Annotated in this window: 15 protein-coding genes; 6 read left to right on the top strand and 9 right to left on the bottom strand. The window is 67.3% G+C overall.

The features are described from left to right. Positions 1–6: 6 nt before the first annotated feature. The 8 genes from DIE16_RS01520 to DIE16_RS01485 form a co-directional block, all read right to left on the bottom strand. Positions 7–1,335 (bottom strand): cytochrome c, encoded by a 1,329-nt coding sequence (locus DIE16_RS01520; RefSeq protein ID WP_185500285.1) that lies wholly within the window; start codon positions 1,333–1,335, stop codon positions 7–9. 16 nt (positions 1,336–1,351) lie between these two features. Next, positions 1,352–3,571 (bottom strand): xanthine dehydrogenase family protein molybdopterin-binding subunit, encoded by a 2,220-nt coding sequence (locus DIE16_RS01515; protein ID WP_124519461.1) that lies wholly within the window; start codon positions 3,569–3,571, stop codon positions 1,352–1,354. 84 nt (positions 3,572–3,655) lie between these two features. Next, the gene (locus tag DIE16_RS01510) at positions 3,656–4,111 is read right to left on the bottom strand and encodes a (2Fe-2S)-binding protein (RefSeq protein WP_124891638.1); all 456 of its coding nucleotides are present in this window, start codon (positions 4,109–4,111) and stop codon (positions 3,656–3,658) included. 142 nt (positions 4,112–4,253) lie between these two features. Further along, the gene (locus DIE16_RS01505) at positions 4,254–4,553 is read right to left on the bottom strand and encodes a putative quinol monooxygenase (RefSeq protein WP_044843118.1); all 300 of its coding nucleotides are present in this window, start codon (positions 4,551–4,553) and stop codon (positions 4,254–4,256) included. Positions 4,554–4,647: 94 nt separating this feature from the next. Continuing rightward, positions 4,648–5,691, bottom strand: a complete 1,044-nt coding sequence (locus tag DIE16_RS01500) for an NADP-dependent oxidoreductase (RefSeq protein WP_124519462.1) — start codon at positions 5,689–5,691, stop codon at positions 4,648–4,650. Positions 5,692–5,896: 205 nt separating this feature from the next. Next, entirely contained in the window at positions 5,897–6,517 is a 621-nt protein-coding gene (locus DIE16_RS01495) for a TetR/AcrR family transcriptional regulator (RefSeq protein WP_044843116.1), read from the bottom strand. 124 nt (positions 6,518–6,641) lie between these two features. Beyond that, positions 6,642–7,652: a DNA-binding protein gene (locus DIE16_RS01490; protein ID WP_124519697.1), complete on the bottom strand. Its 1,011-nt coding sequence runs from the start codon at positions 7,650–7,652 to the stop codon at positions 6,642–6,644. Between the two features lie 246 nt (positions 7,653–7,898). Further along, positions 7,899–9,245 (bottom strand): PLP-dependent aminotransferase family protein, encoded by a 1,347-nt coding sequence (locus DIE16_RS01485; RefSeq protein ID WP_124484830.1) that lies wholly within the window; start codon positions 9,243–9,245, stop codon positions 7,899–7,901. A 133-nt stretch (positions 9,246–9,378) separates the two neighbouring features. Here DIE16_RS01485 and DIE16_RS01480 point away from each other — a divergent pair, with 133 nt between their 5' ends. From DIE16_RS01480 to DIE16_RS01470, 3 genes are read left to right on the top strand one after another with little or no spacing between them, the layout of a single operon-like run. Further along, positions 9,379–9,783 (top strand): VOC family protein, encoded by a 405-nt coding sequence (locus tag DIE16_RS01480; protein WP_124519463.1) that lies wholly within the window; start codon positions 9,379–9,381, stop codon positions 9,781–9,783. A 35-nt stretch (positions 9,784–9,818) separates the two neighbouring features. Beyond that, positions 9,819–10,448 carry a LysE family translocator gene (locus DIE16_RS01475; RefSeq protein WP_124519464.1) on the top strand — a complete coding sequence of 210 codons (630 nt, stop codon included), beginning with the start codon at positions 9,819–9,821 and terminating at the stop codon, positions 10,446–10,448. A gap of 54 nt (positions 10,449–10,502) precedes the next feature. Continuing rightward, positions 10,503–11,348, top strand: coding sequence for a PhzF family phenazine biosynthesis protein (locus DIE16_RS01470; protein ID WP_124519465.1), 846 nt, complete (start codon positions 10,503–10,505; stop codon positions 11,346–11,348). A gap of 150 nt (positions 11,349–11,498) precedes the next feature. On the opposite strand, the gene DIE16_RS01465 is transcribed toward DIE16_RS01470, so the two are convergent. Then, the gene (locus tag DIE16_RS01465) at positions 11,499–12,689 is read right to left on the bottom strand and encodes a helix-turn-helix transcriptional regulator (RefSeq protein WP_044843154.1); all 1,191 of its coding nucleotides are present in this window, start codon (positions 12,687–12,689) and stop codon (positions 11,499–11,501) included. Positions 12,690–12,970: 281 nt separating this feature from the next. Here DIE16_RS01465 and DIE16_RS01460 point away from each other — a divergent pair, with 281 nt between their 5' ends. The 3 genes from DIE16_RS01460 to DIE16_RS01450 all read left to right on the top strand — a co-directional run bounded on the left by DIE16_RS01460 (position 12,971) and on the right by DIE16_RS01450 (position 15,651). Further along, positions 12,971–13,909, top strand: coding sequence for an alpha/beta hydrolase (locus DIE16_RS01460; protein ID WP_124519466.1), 939 nt, complete (start codon positions 12,971–12,973; stop codon positions 13,907–13,909). After that, positions 13,906–15,030 (top strand): bifunctional 3,4-dihydroxy-2-butanone-4-phosphate synthase/GTP cyclohydrolase II, encoded by a 1,125-nt coding sequence (gene ribBA / locus DIE16_RS01455; RefSeq protein ID WP_124519467.1) that lies wholly within the window; start codon positions 13,906–13,908, stop codon positions 15,028–15,030. Before DIE16_RS01460 ends, ribBA begins: the two co-directional genes overlap by 4 nt. Before the next feature lie 198 nt (positions 15,031–15,228). After that, positions 15,229–15,651, top strand: coding sequence for a helix-turn-helix transcriptional regulator (locus DIE16_RS01450; RefSeq protein WP_124519468.1), 423 nt, complete (start codon positions 15,229–15,231; stop codon positions 15,649–15,651). Position 15,652: the final 1 nt, after the last annotated feature.

The following is a 15,652-nucleotide window of genomic DNA, read 5'->3' as shown; positions in this document are numbered from 1 at the left end:
CGGCGCTCAGCGCGCGGCCGCCGTCGCCTTGCGGAGTTTCGCGACCTCCGCCGCTTGCACGGCCGGCGCGCCGTTGTTCCAGCCGGCGCGCATGAACGTCAGCACGTCGGCGATCTGCTGGTCGTTCAGCTGGTTCGCGAACGCCGGCATCGGGTACGCGGACGGCACGCCACCGATCACGAGCGACTCGCTGCCGTTCAACGTCACGTTGATCAGCGACGCGGCATCGGCCTCGAGCACGTTCGGGTTGCCGGCGAGCGGCGCGAGCAGCGGCGCGTAGCCGCGGCCGTCCGCGCCATGACAATGCAGGCAGTAAGCGTTATACACCTTTGCGCCCGGATCGTTCGCCGGCCGGCCCAGCACGACCTGCGTCGCCTTCGGCTCGTAACGGTAAGGCGGCGCGCCCGTGCCACCCGCTGCCGGCAGCGATTTCAGGTAGCGGGACATCGCCGCCAGATCGTCGTCGGTCAGTTCCTGCGTGCTGTGGTTGATCACGCTGACCATCGAGCCGAACGCGGTCGCATGCCGGTTCGCGCCGGTCTTCAGGAATTGCGCGATATCCGCATCGCTCCAGCGGCCCAGCCCGGTATTGTGCTCGCCGGTCAGGTTCGACGCGAACCAGTTGTCGATCGGCGCGCCCGACAGGAACGCCGAACCGCCCTCGTCCAGCGCCTTCTCCTGGAAGCCTACACCGCGCGGCGTATGGCACGATCCGCAGTGCCCGAGCCCCTGCACGAGATACGCGCCGCGGTTCCACATCGCGTCCTTGGCCGGCTTGTCGGCATAAGGCGTCGTATCGAGGAACACCATGTTCCACAACGCGAGCGGCCAGCGCATGTTGAGCGGCCACGGGATGTCGGACGCCCGGTTCGCCTGCTTCACCGGCTCGACGCCGTGCATGAGGTACGCGTACAGCGCCTTCACGTCGTCGTCCTTCAGCTTCGCGTACGACGGATACGGCATCGCCGGATACAGGTTGTGGCCGTCCTTCGCGACGCCCTTGCGCAACGCGTTCGCAAAATCGGCTTCCGTATAGCCGCCGATGCCCGTGTCCGGGTCGGGCGTGATGTTGGTCGTGTAGATCGCGCCCATCGGCGTGACCATCTTCAGGCCGCCGGCGAACGGCGTGCCGCGCGGCGCGGTGTGGCACGCGACGCAATCGCCGGCCTTCGCAAGATACGCGCCGCGTGCGACCAGCGCGCTGTCGGCGGCGGCCGCTTGCGCGGCATGCGCCGTCGTGCCGGCCATCAGTGCGGACAGCGCGATCAACGACGTGCCGAACGTGCGAGCGGCGCGATTCAGGCGGTTCGGACGATTCGAGGTGAGGTTTCGCATGGTTCGTGTCCTCCCCTCAAGCCGTCTTCAGCTGGTTGCCGACCGGCAGCTTGCGCAGCCGCGTGCCGGTCGCCGCGAAGATCGCGTTCGACACGGCAGCCGCGGTCGCCGCGGTGCCCGGCTCGCCGATTCCGCCCGGCGCCTCGGCGCTTTTGACGAGATGAACCTCGATCGGCGGCGTCTCGTTGATGCGCATCACCCGGTAGTCGGTGAAGTTGCTCTGCACGACGCGGCCGTCCTCGATCGTGATCTCGCCATACAGCGCGCCCGTGATCCCGAAGATGATGCCGCCCTGCACCTGCGCCTCGATCGTGCTCGGATTCACGGCCATCCCGCAGTCGACCGCGCACACGGCACGCTTGACCTGCACTTCGCCGCCTTCCACCGCGACGTCGATGACGATCGAGAAGAAGCTGCCGAACGCGTGCATCACCGATACGCCGCGCCCTTGCCCCTTCGGCAGCGGCGTGCCCCAGCCGGCCGCCTTCGTCGCGACATCGAGCACGTTGCGCGCACGCGGCGTCTTGTCGAGCAGCGCGCGGCGGTACTGGACGGGATCGGTCTTGGCCTGCGCCGCGAGTTCGTCGATGAAGCTCTCGACGACGAACGTGCTGCGGGTCGGCCCGACGCCGCGCCAGAACGCGGTCGGCACGTGGCGCGGTTCCTGGCGCACGTAGTCGATCAACTGGTTCGGCAGGTCGTACGGCAGGTCGTTGGCAACCTCGACCGCGTCGGGATCGACGCCGTCCTTGAAGGCCGGCGGTGCGAAGCGCGCGAGGATCGACGAACCGACGATCCGGTGCTGCCATGCGACCGGCTTGCCGTTCGCGTCGAGGCCGGCCGAGATCCGGTCGTAGTAGTACGGGCGATACATGTCGTGCTGGATGTCTTCCTCGCGCGTCCACACGACCTTCACCGGCGCGTTGACCTGCTTCGCGATCTTCACGGCCTGGCCGATCATGTCCGTTTCGAGCCGTCGGCCGAAACCGCCGCCGAGCAGGTGGTTGTGCACGACGATCCGGTCGGGCGCGAGACCCGTGAGCTTCTGCACGGTGTCGACCGCCCGCGTCGGCACCTGCGTGCCGACCCAGATCTCGCAGCCGTCGCCGCGCACGTGCACCGTGCAGTTCACCGGCTCCATCGTTGCGTGCGCAAGGAGCGGCTGTTCGTAGACGGCATCGATGCGCGTCTTCGCGTTCGCGAACGCGCGGCCGACGTCGCCGTCCTTGCGCGCGACCGCGCCCTTCCCGTTCGCGGCGGCCTGCGCGAGATCGGCGACGATGTCCTTCGTCGACACCTTCGCGCCCGCGCCTTCGTTCCACTTCACGACGAGCGCCGACGCGCCGCGCTTCGCGGCCCACGTGTGATCGCCGACCACCGCGACCGCGTTGTCCGCGCGCACCACCTGGCGCACGCCGGGGATCTTCTTCGCGGCCGTGTCGTCGACGCTCGCGACCGTGCCGCCGAACACCGGGCTGTTCACGATCACCGCATACAGCATGCCTGGCACGCGCACGTCGAGCCCGAACTGCGCGGTGCCGTCGACCTTCTCCGGCGAGTCGAGCCGCTTCACCGGCTTGCCGATCAGCTTGAAATCGGCCGGCTGCTTCAGCGCGACGTCCTTCGGCACCGGCAGCTTCGACGCGGCGTCCGCGAGCTGGCCGTACGATGCGCGCCGGCCGCTCGGCGTGTGCTGCACTTCGCCGTTCGCCGCCCGGCAGCTGGCCGGATCGACGTTCCATTGTTTCGCCGCCGCCGAAACCAGCAGCGTGCGTGCGGTCGCGCCCGCGCGGCGCAGCGGTTCCCACGCGTAGCGCACCGACGTCGAGCCGCCGGTCAGCTGGCCGCCGAGCAGCGGATCGAGGAACAGCTTCTCGTTCGGGGGCGCATGGTCGAGCGTGACGTTCGACAGCGGCACCTCGAGTTCCTCGGCGATCAGCATCGGCAGCGCCGTGTAGACGCCCTGGCCCATTTCGACCTTCGGCATCACCAGCGTGACCTTGCCGGCGCGGTCGATCTGCACGAACGCGTTCGGCGCGAATACGCCGGCGCGCGCGCTTTCGTCCGCATCGCCGCCGATCACCGAGCGGCGTGCATCATCGCCCGCCGCCGGCATGCTGAAGCCGAGCAGCAGGCCGCCGCCCGCCGCCGCGCCGAGCGACATGCCCGCCTTGAGAAACGAACGGCGCGACACGCCCGCGCCGGCCCGACCTGCTTCGATCAGTCCTCGCGACATGTCAGCCTCCGCAGAGCCGCCTCAACGAGGCTGACCGCCCCCTCGCGGGGCAGCGAACAAAGTGAGCGTGGTGGCTGTTTCATCTCATGCCCCCTTCGCGGCGTGTTTGACCGCCGCGCGAATCCGGTTGTAGGTACCGCAGCGGCAGATGTTGCCGGCCATCGCCGCGTCGATGTCGGCGTCGCTCGGGTTCGGGTTCGATGCGATCAGCGCGGTGGCCGCCATCACCTGCCCGGACTGGCAGTAGCCGCACTGGACGACGTCGACCTCGCGCCATGCCTGCTGGACCTTCTGCCCGGCCGGCGTCGCGCCGACGGCTTCGATCGTCGTGATCCTGCGGCCCGCGACGGCCGCGACCGGCAGCACGCATGCGCGTGCGGCGACGCCGTCGAGATGCACGGTGCACGCGCCGCATTGCGCGATCCCGCAGCCGAATTTCGTGCCGGTCAGGCCGACGACGTCGCGCAGGACCCACAGCAGGGGCATGTCGTCGGGGGCGTCGACCGTGCGGTTCTCGCCGTTGATGTTGAGGGTGACCATTCAGCCTCCGGGGACGGTGTATTGGGGAAGCGGCGCGAACGATGCGCTGCGCCGCGTTGTCGTTGTCATCGCCGTTGCGTCATGCGTGACGGCTGCCGCACGGTCCCGGGCGAGAACGGGCCGTGACGGGGGTACCGCGTCGTTACTCGGCCACGTCGATGCCCGACAGCACCTTGATGACGGGCGGCGCCGCGAACCAGTCGGCCGACTTCACGCGAAATTCCGTGAAATGCGGGCTGGCGAGGTGCGCGTCGAACGCGGCCTGGTCGTCGTAGATCTCGTACAGGTGCAGGTTCGGCGAACCGTCCTGCTCGCGGAACAGGTCGTAGCGCCGGTTGCCCGGCTCGACGCGCGTCTTGGCGACCATGCTGCGCAATTCGGCCTCGGCGGCCTGCGCGTGTTCGGGTTTCAGGAACAGGGAAGCAATCACGTGAAGCGCCATCTTTGTCACTCCTTTCGAAACGGAATCGAGCATGCCACAAGCCGGCGTCTCGCGACGCCAGCGTGCAATCGTCGTGTGTCGTCTTGCGCCGGTGTCAGGCCAGTTCGTCCGGACCCACGCGCACGACGACCTTGCCGAAATTCTTGCCGGCGAGCAAGCCGATCAGCGCGTTCGGCGCATCGGCGAGATCGGGGATGACATCCTCGAGCGCCTTCACCTTGCCCTGCGCGAGCCACTCGCTCATCTCCGTCAGGAACTGCGCGTAGCCCGTCGCGTAATGATCGAAAATGATGAAGCCCTGCATCCGGATGCGCTTGCGCAGGATCGTCCCCATCAGCAGCGGCAGGCGATCGGGGCCGGCCGGCAACGCGGTGTCGTTGTAATGGGCGATCAGTCCGCACACCGGCACGCGCGCATGCTCGTTGAGCAGCGGCCACACCGCATCGAACACGGCGCCGCCGACGTTCTCGAAATAGACGTCGATGCCCTTCGGACAGGCTTCCTTCAGCCGGGCGGCGAATTGCGGATCGCGGTGGTCGACGCAATCGTCGAAGCCAAGCGTGCCCTTCACGTACGCGACCTTGTCGGCGCCGCCCGCGACGCCGATCACGCGGCAGCCCTTCAGCTTCGCGATCTGGCCGACCACCGCACCGACCGCCCCGCTCGCGGCGGCGACGACCACGGTTTCGCCGGCCTTCGGCTCGCCGATCTTCAGCAGCCCGGTGTACGCGGTGAACCCCGGCATGCCGAGCACGCCGAGCGCGTGCGACGGATGCGCGAAGTCGCGGCCGAGCGGAATGAGACCGCTGCCGTCCGACAGCGAATAGTCCTGCCAGCCACCGCGCGCGACGACCAGGTCGCCTTCGCGATACGCGGGCAGGTTCGACGCCACGACACGGCTGACCGTGCCGCCGACCATCACGTCGCCGAGTTCGACCGGCGGCGCATACGACGGCGCGTCGCTCATCCGGCCGCGCATGTACGGGTCGAGCGACAGCCAGATCGTGCGCAGCAGCACCTGGCCGGCACCGGGCACCGGTACGTCGCCGGTTTCGAGACGAAAGTCGTTCGGGGTGGGCGCGCCGACCGGGCGCGCATTCAGAATGATTCTGCGGTTTGCTGCCTTGCCTTGCGGCATGGGAACCTCCGTCAACAGGAAGGGACGTGCACGGGCACGATCGGATCAACGTTGGACAACCGTGATGCGCGAGGCTGCGGCGTTGCCGGCGAATCAGCCGGCGGCGGGGCCGCGGCCTCGCGGGTAAAACAATGTGACCTCAGCGTAAGTAGACCAGTCGTCTAGCGCTCACGCAAAAAACAAGGCGCGCCTGCGCGCGCCCACATTACGACTGCACTCCGTCAGGCTCGAAGGACGGCAGGTTCAGCATCCGCCGTGTTTCGAGCATCGCGCGTTCGAGCGGTTTGCGGTCGCGGTGAATCTTCTCCAGCAGCGTCGCGCCCAGCCACAGCTCGTAAAGGATCGCGGCCGTATGCGCCGGATCGTCGACGCCGCCCAGCGAACCGTCGGCCAACCCGGCCTCGATCCCGCCCGCGAGCCGCTCGATGATCTGGCCGGTGCCGCGCCGCAGGACCGCGCGCATCGCCTCCGACAAATCGGACACTTCCGCACCGAGCTTCACCGCGAGGCACTTGCCTTCCGGATCGTCCGCGCACTGCGTGCGCAGCCAGTTGCCCCAGTACGTCATCAGGCGCTGCGCGCCCGTGCCGGCCGGGTGCTTGAGCAGGTTGTCGAGGTGCTCGAGATAGCCTTCGAAATACGATTCGAGCAGCGCCTCGCCGAACGCCTCCTTCGAGCCGAAGTAATGGTAGAACGAGCCCTTCGGGATGCCCGCCGCGGCGAGAATCTCGTTCAGACCGACCGCCGAAAACCCCTTGTGGAGCATGATCGGCTTCGCGATATTCAGGATGTGCTGGCGGACTTCCGCGCCTGAAGATGCATTCATGATGGCGTATCTTAGCAACGATTAGACCGGTCGTCTAGTAAGGTCGAGCCGGCAAGTTGAGCGGCACTTTACCCGAATCGCACCGCGTCGCGGACACGTCGTCGCCACACCGTGGCGCCCCAAGTCACGCGGGTTTGGGGGCGAGCTTCCTCGCGACCGGTTTCGCCGCACGCAGGGTGCCGCCCGCCGGTCGACCCGGCGCCCGGCGCGCGGGGGCGCGTGACGCGCGTTCGGCACGCAATGCGTCGAGTTCGCCGACGTACGCGGCATTGGCCGCGCGGGCCCCGTCGAGCTGGCCTTCGAGCATGCCGCAGCGGTGTTGCGTGTCGGCCAGTTGCGCCTGCAGTGCCGCGAGATCCTTGCGGTGCTGCGTATCGCGCTGTTCGGCACGAGCCGTGGCCGCGTCGAATTCCTTCTGAACGCGTGCGGCCGCGAGCCGTTCGCGGTCGATCTCCTGAAGCGCTCGCTTCTCCGCTGCACGCAAGCGCTCCTCGGCCCGGCCCGCGTCGTCGCGCAGCCGGTCGAGTTGCGACGTGAAATCGGCGCGCGCCTGCGCCAGCGCGCGATCGGCGTCCGCGTTGTCGGACTTCAGCCGCTCGATTTCCGCTTGCAGCGCGCGGCGCGATGCTTCGTCGGCCGCCCTCGCCTGCTCGAGTTCCTGGATGCGCACCTGGGCCGCCAGCAACGCGCTCGTGCGGTGCTCCAGCGCGGTTTCGGTGCGGGACAGGTCGGCTTGCAATGCCGCGACCTCCGCTTTCGCCGCGGCCCGCTCGGCTTCGACTTCGGCGCGCAGTGCATCGAGCGCTGCGGCGGCATCGGCACTCGAGCGGCGCCACAACGCGGCGACGAGCTCGCCCGCTGCCGCCTGCAGATCGGCCGGCAAATCCGGATGCTCGATGCGCACCCGGCTCTTTTCCCGCAACTCGGCCCAGAACTCGCCGAGCACCGCCGTCGGCGTGCTCATGCTGCCCTTGCGCACGAGCTGGTAAAGGCGGTTCGCGGTGGGCGTGACGCCGAAACGGAAGAACATCAACGCGCAGACCTCGCGATAGAGCTCGCGGGTCTTCGGGAAATCGGCTCTCAGGCGGTCGATTTCGGCGATCAGGCGGGATTCGTCGGCAACGAGGTCGGACATGACGGTTTGAGTCGGTAGTTTCGTTAATAATATAACGTAAACCGTTAAATATCCAACTTTCACGCCCCTGCTGTTTGACATTATTTCTATAATGTTGAAATGAGCGAGGCGTGTGGCGTGTGGAATCGAAGCAGATCGTTTGCACGATTTGGTAATCGCCGGACCAAAGAGCCGCCAATTACCGTTAGTGGGGAGAGATACAAAACCCTGCGACCAAACGGCTAGTACGGTGCTCGCCCGGTGGCGTCACGCGCGCTGCTTCATCAGCCCTGCCAGAAGGGTCAGTGCTTCTGTCAGATCGTCGAACGACGGGCCGCCGAGGCAAAGTCGAATTCCGCTCGCCCGATCCTCCGGGTTCACCATCATGGATTCCGGAGGGGTCACCTTGATACGCATCGCTGCTGCGACGGATGCGACACGATTGGCAGCGTCACGCTCCATCGGCAGCCACGCGTTGTAGGCGCCGGGATGCGAGACCACTTCGCTCGCGCCGAGCAGAGAGATGGCCAGATTGGATCGACGCCGCGCCTCGTGGTGGAGGTCCCGCTGGATCGAGGAGATGACGTCGGTGGCCAGCCACTCCTCAACCACTGCGCAAGAGAGCGCCGACGGCGCCATTGGCAGGTCCCGCAGCGCGTCTTCCGCTGCGTCGTTGAGTCCGGCCGGCAGCGCGAGCACGCCGATCTGCAAACCGGGGCCGAGCGATTTGGACAGCCCGTTCACATGCAAGGTGATCTCGGGCGCCAACGCCGCAAGCGGTGGCGAAGCCGGCTCTGCCGACGCATAGACGCCGTCCTCGATGATCCACGCGCCCGCCCGGCGGCAAATATCCACGATGGCCTGCCTTCGTTCCGTGCCCATCGTTGCGGTGGTCGGGTTGTGCAGCGTCGGCGTGAGATAGACCGCCTTGCTGCCGGTCGACGCGATGCCGTCGAGTGCGTCCGCCAGTGCCCCCGGCGCCATCCCCTGCGCGTCGGTCTCGACGCCCTGCATCCGATATCCGCTACGCCGAGCCAGCGCGATCGCGCCAGGATAGGTGATCCGCTCGGTCAGAAGCAGCCCCTGCGAGCCACAGGCAAGATCGAAGGCCAACGATAGCGCCTGACGGGCGCCGCTCGTTAGCACCAGATGCGTCGGTTCCACCATCAGGCCCAGCGTTTCGAGCCAGCGAGCCAGCACACGTCGGTGCTCCATATGTCCGGCGGGCGGGGCATAGAGATTGAGATGGTCCGCATCGATCTTGCGTGCGATCCCCGTCAACGTTCGCGCCAGCAAGCGCGCGTCGAGCATGGCTGGCGGCACATTGGACGAAAGGTCGATCTGGCGATCGTGATGCGCCTGGCGGATCGCCACGAAAGTTCCTCGGCCCTTGATGCTGCGCGTCAGGCCTCGCCGTTCAAGCGAGGCATAGGCTTTCGTCACCGTGCCAAGGCCAATCCCCAGTTTCAACGCGAGATCGCGATGAGCGGGCAGACGGTCGCCTCCCGTCAGCCGCCCCTCGATGATGTCGTCGGCGAGGGCGAGGACCAACCGCTCGGCGGTATTCGCGTCGATGTCGGCAAGTCGTGGTGACCAAGGGGATTGCAGAAGCATGTTCGCCGCCCAAATATTAGTGTCACGTGACACTATTTATGAAAGCAACAAGCGTAACATGCGCGATGTGATTGGATGAGGTCATGCATTTCTGGAGGCGCCTGATCGCCATGACAGGCGTGTGGAGAGTCGAATGTTGAGCCATGTAACTGTTGGGGCGCGTGATCTTGGGCGGGCAGGCCGTTTCTATGACGCGCTGCTCGCTCCGCTCGGACTGAAGCGTCGCGTCGTCACGTCCGATGGCGGGCCTCCGGCGCTTTGCTGGGTAACCGGTCAATCGCCGCTGCCGCGCTTCTATGTCTACATCCCGTACGACGGTGAGCCGGCGACCATCGGCAACGGCAGCATGGTCGCCTTTCTGGCCCCCTCGCAAGAAGCCGTGAACACGGCCTACGCGAACGGTCTCGCGCACGGCGGGACGGACGACGGCGCACCCGGGTTACGCCCCCACTACGGTGACGGCTACTTCGGCGCGTATCTGCGCGACCCCGACGGGAACAAGGTCCATATCGTTCATCGCGGAGACCTCCAGCCGTAACGCTGGAGACGCCCCGCATCTTTGGAGAAACTCGAATGATCGCCAGTCAGATCGCACTCGCCTACGGCACCTACCTCATCGCCACCGCCAGCCCCGGACCGAGCAACATGGCGATCATGGGAACAGCGATGCGCGACGGCCGTCTGCCGGCCCTCGTTCTGGCTGCCGGCGTCATCACGGGCTCACTCTTCTGGGCGATCCTGGCGGCGACCGGCGTTTCCGCCGTGCTGGCCGCCTATGCCGAGGCGCTTTTCGTCATCAAGATGGTTGGGGGTGTCTATCTGCTCTACCTGGCGTTCCGCACGGGCAGATCGGCGCTGAAACTGGGCTCCGGCTTCGCGAAGATGGAACCAGGACGCTCGACACCTCGCTATCGGCGGCTCTACCGCCAGGGCATTCTCATGCATATCGGGAACCCGAAGGCGGTTCTGGCCTGGATGGCAATCATGTCCCTTGGGCTTCAGGAGCACGCCCCCGGCGGCACCTTGCCGGCGATCATCGGTGGTTGCGCGTTCCTCGGCGTCATCGTGTTCGGTGGTTATGCGGTCCTCTTCTCGACCGCTCGGATGATCGCCCTGTATACCCGTCTTCGGCGCTGGATCGAAGGCACGCTATCCGCGGTGTTCGCCGTTGCGGGAGTCAATCTGCTTGCCTGGCAACGTTGATATCCCGGCTTGTCGGCGCCATCACGAACTGACCTGAATTGAAAGAGCGATGTCATGACCTTTGCGATCCATATGATCGATGTCTTCGGCGCCGGGCCGCTTTCGGGCAATCCGCTGGCGGTCGTCATCGGTGCCGATGCCCCGGCAACGGATGACATGCAGCGGCTGACGCGGTGGTTCAACCTGTCCGAGACCGCTTTTCTCTTGCCACCCACGCATCCTGAGGCGGACTACCGGGTCAGGATCTTCACGCTGGACAGGGAGATGCCTTTTGCCGGGCACCCGACGCTCGGCAGCTGTCATGCGTGGCTCTCGACGGGCCGCGTGCCGAAGAGCGAAGCGGAAATCGTCCAGGAATGCGGAGCCGGGCTGGTTCCGATCCGACGCAATCACGAGCGGCTTTCCTTCGCCGCCCCGCCGCTGATCCGCTCCGGCGCGCCGACACAGGATGAATTGGACCAGGCCCGGCGACTGCTGGGGATCGAATCCGGCGATGTCCTTGATGCCGCCTGGATCGACAACGGTCCCGGATGGCTGGGCATCAGGCTGGTATCGGCGGAAACGGTGCTCGCCCTCAATCCGCTCCGCGGTTGGCCCGGCCGGATCGATGTCGGCGTTATCGGCCCTCATGCAACAGGCGGCAACGCGGCCTTCGAGGTTCGCGCCTTCTTCAGCGACCATCTGGGCACCGTCGTCGAAGACCCGGTCACTGGAAGCCTCAATGCTTCAATGGCGCAGTGGCTGTTCGCGACAGGTGTGGTTGACGACGACTATGTCGCCGCCCAGGGGACACGCCTCGGCCGCCATGGCCGCATTCATTTGACCCGCGACGAGGCTGGTCAAATCTGGGTCGGCGGCAAGACCCGCACGCATGTCGAAGGCCGGCTCCGCGGCCTTTGAAAGGGCAAACGAGAAAGCGGCAACCGGATGTACGGGCGAGCCTCTTTTGCATGATGCCTCCATCGCCGAGCGTCACGTGCCCCGTCGACCGTTGTCGCTGGCTCGCCAGAGGAATGCGGCCGACTCCGACGGATCGACATCGGCCTCTACTTATCCCAGCGGCACCACGCTCCCGAGCAGGATTCGCACGAGTGTCGCCTGGCGCGTCACGCCCGTCTTCGAGAAGATCGCGCGCAGGTGCGTACGCGCCGTGTTCTTGCTGATCCCCGACTCCTCCGCCGCCTCCTCGAGCGTCAGCCCGTTCGTCAGCAGCAGCGCGAGCGACGTCTCGGCGGGTGTCAGGTCGAACAGCTTGCGGATGATTTCCTGCGCGCCTTGCGGCTTGCGGTCGGGGTCGCGCAGGAACAGCGTGACGGCCGGCCGGCGCTTGTTGTCCTCCGACCAGTCGGACAGCAGCACGGTGCGCACCAGCAGCCCGAGGCGCGGCTTGTCGAAGCCGCGCGTGATCGGCATCGCCTCGACGATCGCCGCGGCCGTGCCGTGATGCCCCATCACCGCGTGGCGGATCAGCCGCTTGAGCGTGCGGTTCTCCTGCGCATCGGTCGCCTCGATCGTGCCGCGCGCAATCGTCAGACCGTTGTTCTGCTTCAGGATCTCGTCGGCGACGCCGTTCATGTCGATGATCGTGCCGTTCTCGTCGAGCGTGATCGTGCCGATCTGCATCCGGTTGATCGCGTTGGCATAGATCGACCGCTCGACCTCGGCCGTGTCGAGCCGCGAATGCAGTTCGACCGCCCGCTTCAGGTGCGGCAGCAGCAGCGCGCAGATCGCCTTGTCGCGCGCGGAGAACTGCTTCGACGCATGATTGCGGCACACGCGGAACCGGCACTCGACGCCCGACGGCGTGCGCAGGTCCGCGCCGAGAATGTAGCGCACGTCCTGCGGCTTCAGGAACTGCTTGTACAGTTCGCTCGACAGCCAGCCCGTATCGCCGAACACGTCGTCGACCGTGACCACGCGATCGGCCGGCAGGCCGACGAACGGGTCGAGCGAATAGTAGTAATTGTTGTACGACGCCTCGCCGTCCCCCGGCACGACCGGGCCGAACTCCGATGCATGCACGGACAGCGGCGCGCGACGGTCGCTCGCGGCCGCGCGCAGGATCAGCGTCACGTAGCTGGCCTGCAGCAGCCGGCGAACCATCTCGAGCGCGCCGGCCCACGGCGGCGTTTCCATCGGCCCCTGGTAGATGCGCGCCATCAGCTCGCTGAAATCAGCGACGCCGATGTCGGCCTCCTCGCTCGTTGACTGGCTCTCTTGCGGGGCCCATCTCGTCTCCATCAGCACGCTCCATCCTCCATGCAACTTGTGTTCGGTGCGATTCATCCGCGCCGCCATGATTAAGACGTGTCTTAATTCCGGCGTCATCGGGACATTCACTGAATGGTGAGCTTTGGCCATCCGGACGCGCGAACCATCGTCCAATCGGATGATGTGGCACCCTGCCCGCTGCGCTGGAATGCCCGTCAGGCCGTGCCGGCAAGCATCCGGCGCGGGCTCAGGGAAAACCGCGATGCGGGTTTACCTGATTCAGACCGCATCCGATTCAGACAGGAGTTCCAATGCCGCTCGACCCTCAGGCGCAGGCGCTGCTCGCCGCGCTCGCCCAAGTGCCCCCGATCGATTTCGATCCACTGACCGTGCCCGCGTACCGTGCGAGCCTCGCCGGAGGCAGCGCGTTCGCGCCCGGCGACGCGATTGCCGCCGAAGAGGACTGGCAGATCCCGGCGCCGGGTCGTCAGTTATCCGCACGACTGTATCGGCCCGATGCCGACGGGCCGTTGCCGCTGACCGTGTTTTTCCACGGCGGCGGCTTCGTCGCGTGCGGGATCGATTCGCACGCGAACCTGTGCCGCAGTCTTGCCAGGCGGGCGCGCACGCTCGTGCTGTCGGTCGATTACCGGCTCGCGCCCGAAGCGCGCTTCCCGGCAGCCGCGCAGGACGCTTGCGACGCGGTGCGCTGGGCCGCCGCCGGTGCGCGTGATCTCGGTGCGCGCGCCGGGGCGATCGCCGTGGCCGGCGACAGCGCGGGCGGCAACCTGGCCGCGGTCGCCGCGCTGCAGTTGCGCGGCTCGGGCATCGCGATCGCGCACCAGTTGCTGCTGTATCCGGTCGTCGATTGCGCGAACGAGCATCCGTCGTACGAATCGCTCGGCGAAGGCTATTTCCTGACGGCGGACGCGATGCGCTGGTTCAAGCGCCAGTATTTCGACGACGGCGCCGACCGCGCATCGCCGCTCGCGAGCCCGCTCGCCGTGGCGGACCTGTCGGGCGCGGCGCCGGCCACCATCGTCAGCGCGGAATTCGATCCGTTGCGCGACGAGGCCGAAGCGTACGCACTGCGCCTCGCGCAGGCCGGCACGCCGGTCTCGCTCGTGCGTTGGCCGGGGCAGCTGCACGGCTTCGCGAGCATGCTCGGCGCAATCGACGCGGCCGATCGCGTGCTGACCTTCGGCGCCGACGCGCTGCGCCGCGCCTTCGACGCGACGGAGGCGCAATGACGCTCGCCGGTACGCGGGAAATCGTCGACGAGCTGCGTGCGGGACGGATGGTCCTGCTCGTCGACGAGGAGGACCGCGAAAACGAAGGCGACCTCGTGATCGCGGCCGATCACGTGACGCCCGACGCGATCAACTTCATGGCGCGCTTCGGGCGCGGGCTGATCTGCCTGACGCTGACCGCGGAGCGCTGCGAGCAACTGCGTCTGCCGCCGATGGCCGATCGCAACGGCACGCCATTCGGTACCGCGTTCACCGTCAGCATCGAGGCGGCCGAAGGCGTGACGACCGGCATTTCGGCAGCCGATCGCGCGCGAACGATCCGCGCGGCGGTGCGCGCGGGCGCGCGTCCCGACGATCTCGTGCGGCCCGGCCACGTGTTTCCGATCGCCGCGCGCCCGGGCGGCGTGCTGGTGCGCGCGGGACACACGGAGGCCGGCTGCGATCTCGCGGCGCTCGCCGGGCTCACGCCCGCGTCGGTAATCTGCGAGGTGATGAACGACGACGGCACGATGGCGCGGCTGCCCGAGCTGCGGACGTTCGCCGCGCATCACGGGCTGAAGATCGGCACGATCGCGGACCTGATCCATTACCGCCGCGAGCACGAGTCGCTCGTCGAACGTGTCGGCGAACGGCCGCTGCATACGCCGTGGGGCCGGTTCCGCGCGATCGAGTATCGCGACACCGTGCACGGTGCGCCACATCTTGCGCTGGTGCGCGGCGAGCCCGATCCGTCGACACCCGTGCTGACGCGCGTGCACGAATGCCATTCGCTGCTCGACCTGCTCGACGCGGAACCGTCCGCGCATTCGTGGCCGCTGCACGCGGCGCTGCAGCGGATCGACGCGGCCGGTTGCGGCGTCGCGGTGCTGCTCGACTGCGACATGCGCGGCGACGCGATGCGAACGCCGGCCGGCCACGCACGCCGTGACGGCCGCGTGACGGGAATCGGCTCGCAGATCCTGCGTGAGCTCGGCGTGCGGCGGCTGAACGTGCTGTCGAGTCCGTTCCGGCTGCCGGCGCTGTCGGGGCACGACCTGGAAATCATGGCGTTCATCCCGCTCGGCGACGACGATCCGGAAAGCGCGGGCGCCGCCGATGCGAGCCCGCTGCGGGCGGCGTGATGATGCCGGGCTGACGGGCTGACGGGCGACAGGCTGACAGGCGCGTGCCGCGCGTCCTGGCGCCGCCCCACGGGTTTCCGCTTGACGGGCTATCGTTTGTTTTTATGAAATACAGTCTGAGGTTTGTATTTTGACGATACATACCATAGACTGTATTTTTCGATTACAAACGATCGCCTGTCATTGCGCGGAGAGCCCATGGCATTCCCTGTCCAGACCTTGAGCCAGTTGCGCCCGATCCTCGTCGGCTTCCGGAAGTCGGCGGGGTTCACGCAGGCGCAGCTCGCTGCCCGCCTCGGCGTGACGCAACAGTCGTACGCGCAGCTCGAAGCCAATCCGTCCACGGTCAGTATCGAACGTCTTTTCAAGGTGCTGAACGTGCTCGGCGTTCGCCTGGCGCTCGAGCCGGGCACGCCGGACGACGCAGCGGCGCCAGCTGGCACCGCGCCGGCGCCCAAGCGCACGCCGGCCGCGCGCGGTCGCTCGTCCGGTTCGCCCGGTTCGTCCGAGCTGCCGGCTCGCCCGCCGGCCGCTGCGAAGGCCCCATCCGCCGCCACGCGGAAACGGCCCGCCGCCGCCACGCCCGGCAAGCCTCGGGGCACCACGCGGGAGGACTGGTGAC

The organism is Burkholderia sp. Bp9090 (assembly GCF_003857985.1).
Taxonomy (GTDB): domain Bacteria; phylum Pseudomonadota; class Gammaproteobacteria; order Burkholderiales; family Burkholderiaceae; genus Burkholderia.
This window is presented reverse-complemented; position numbering and strand designations above follow the sequence as displayed.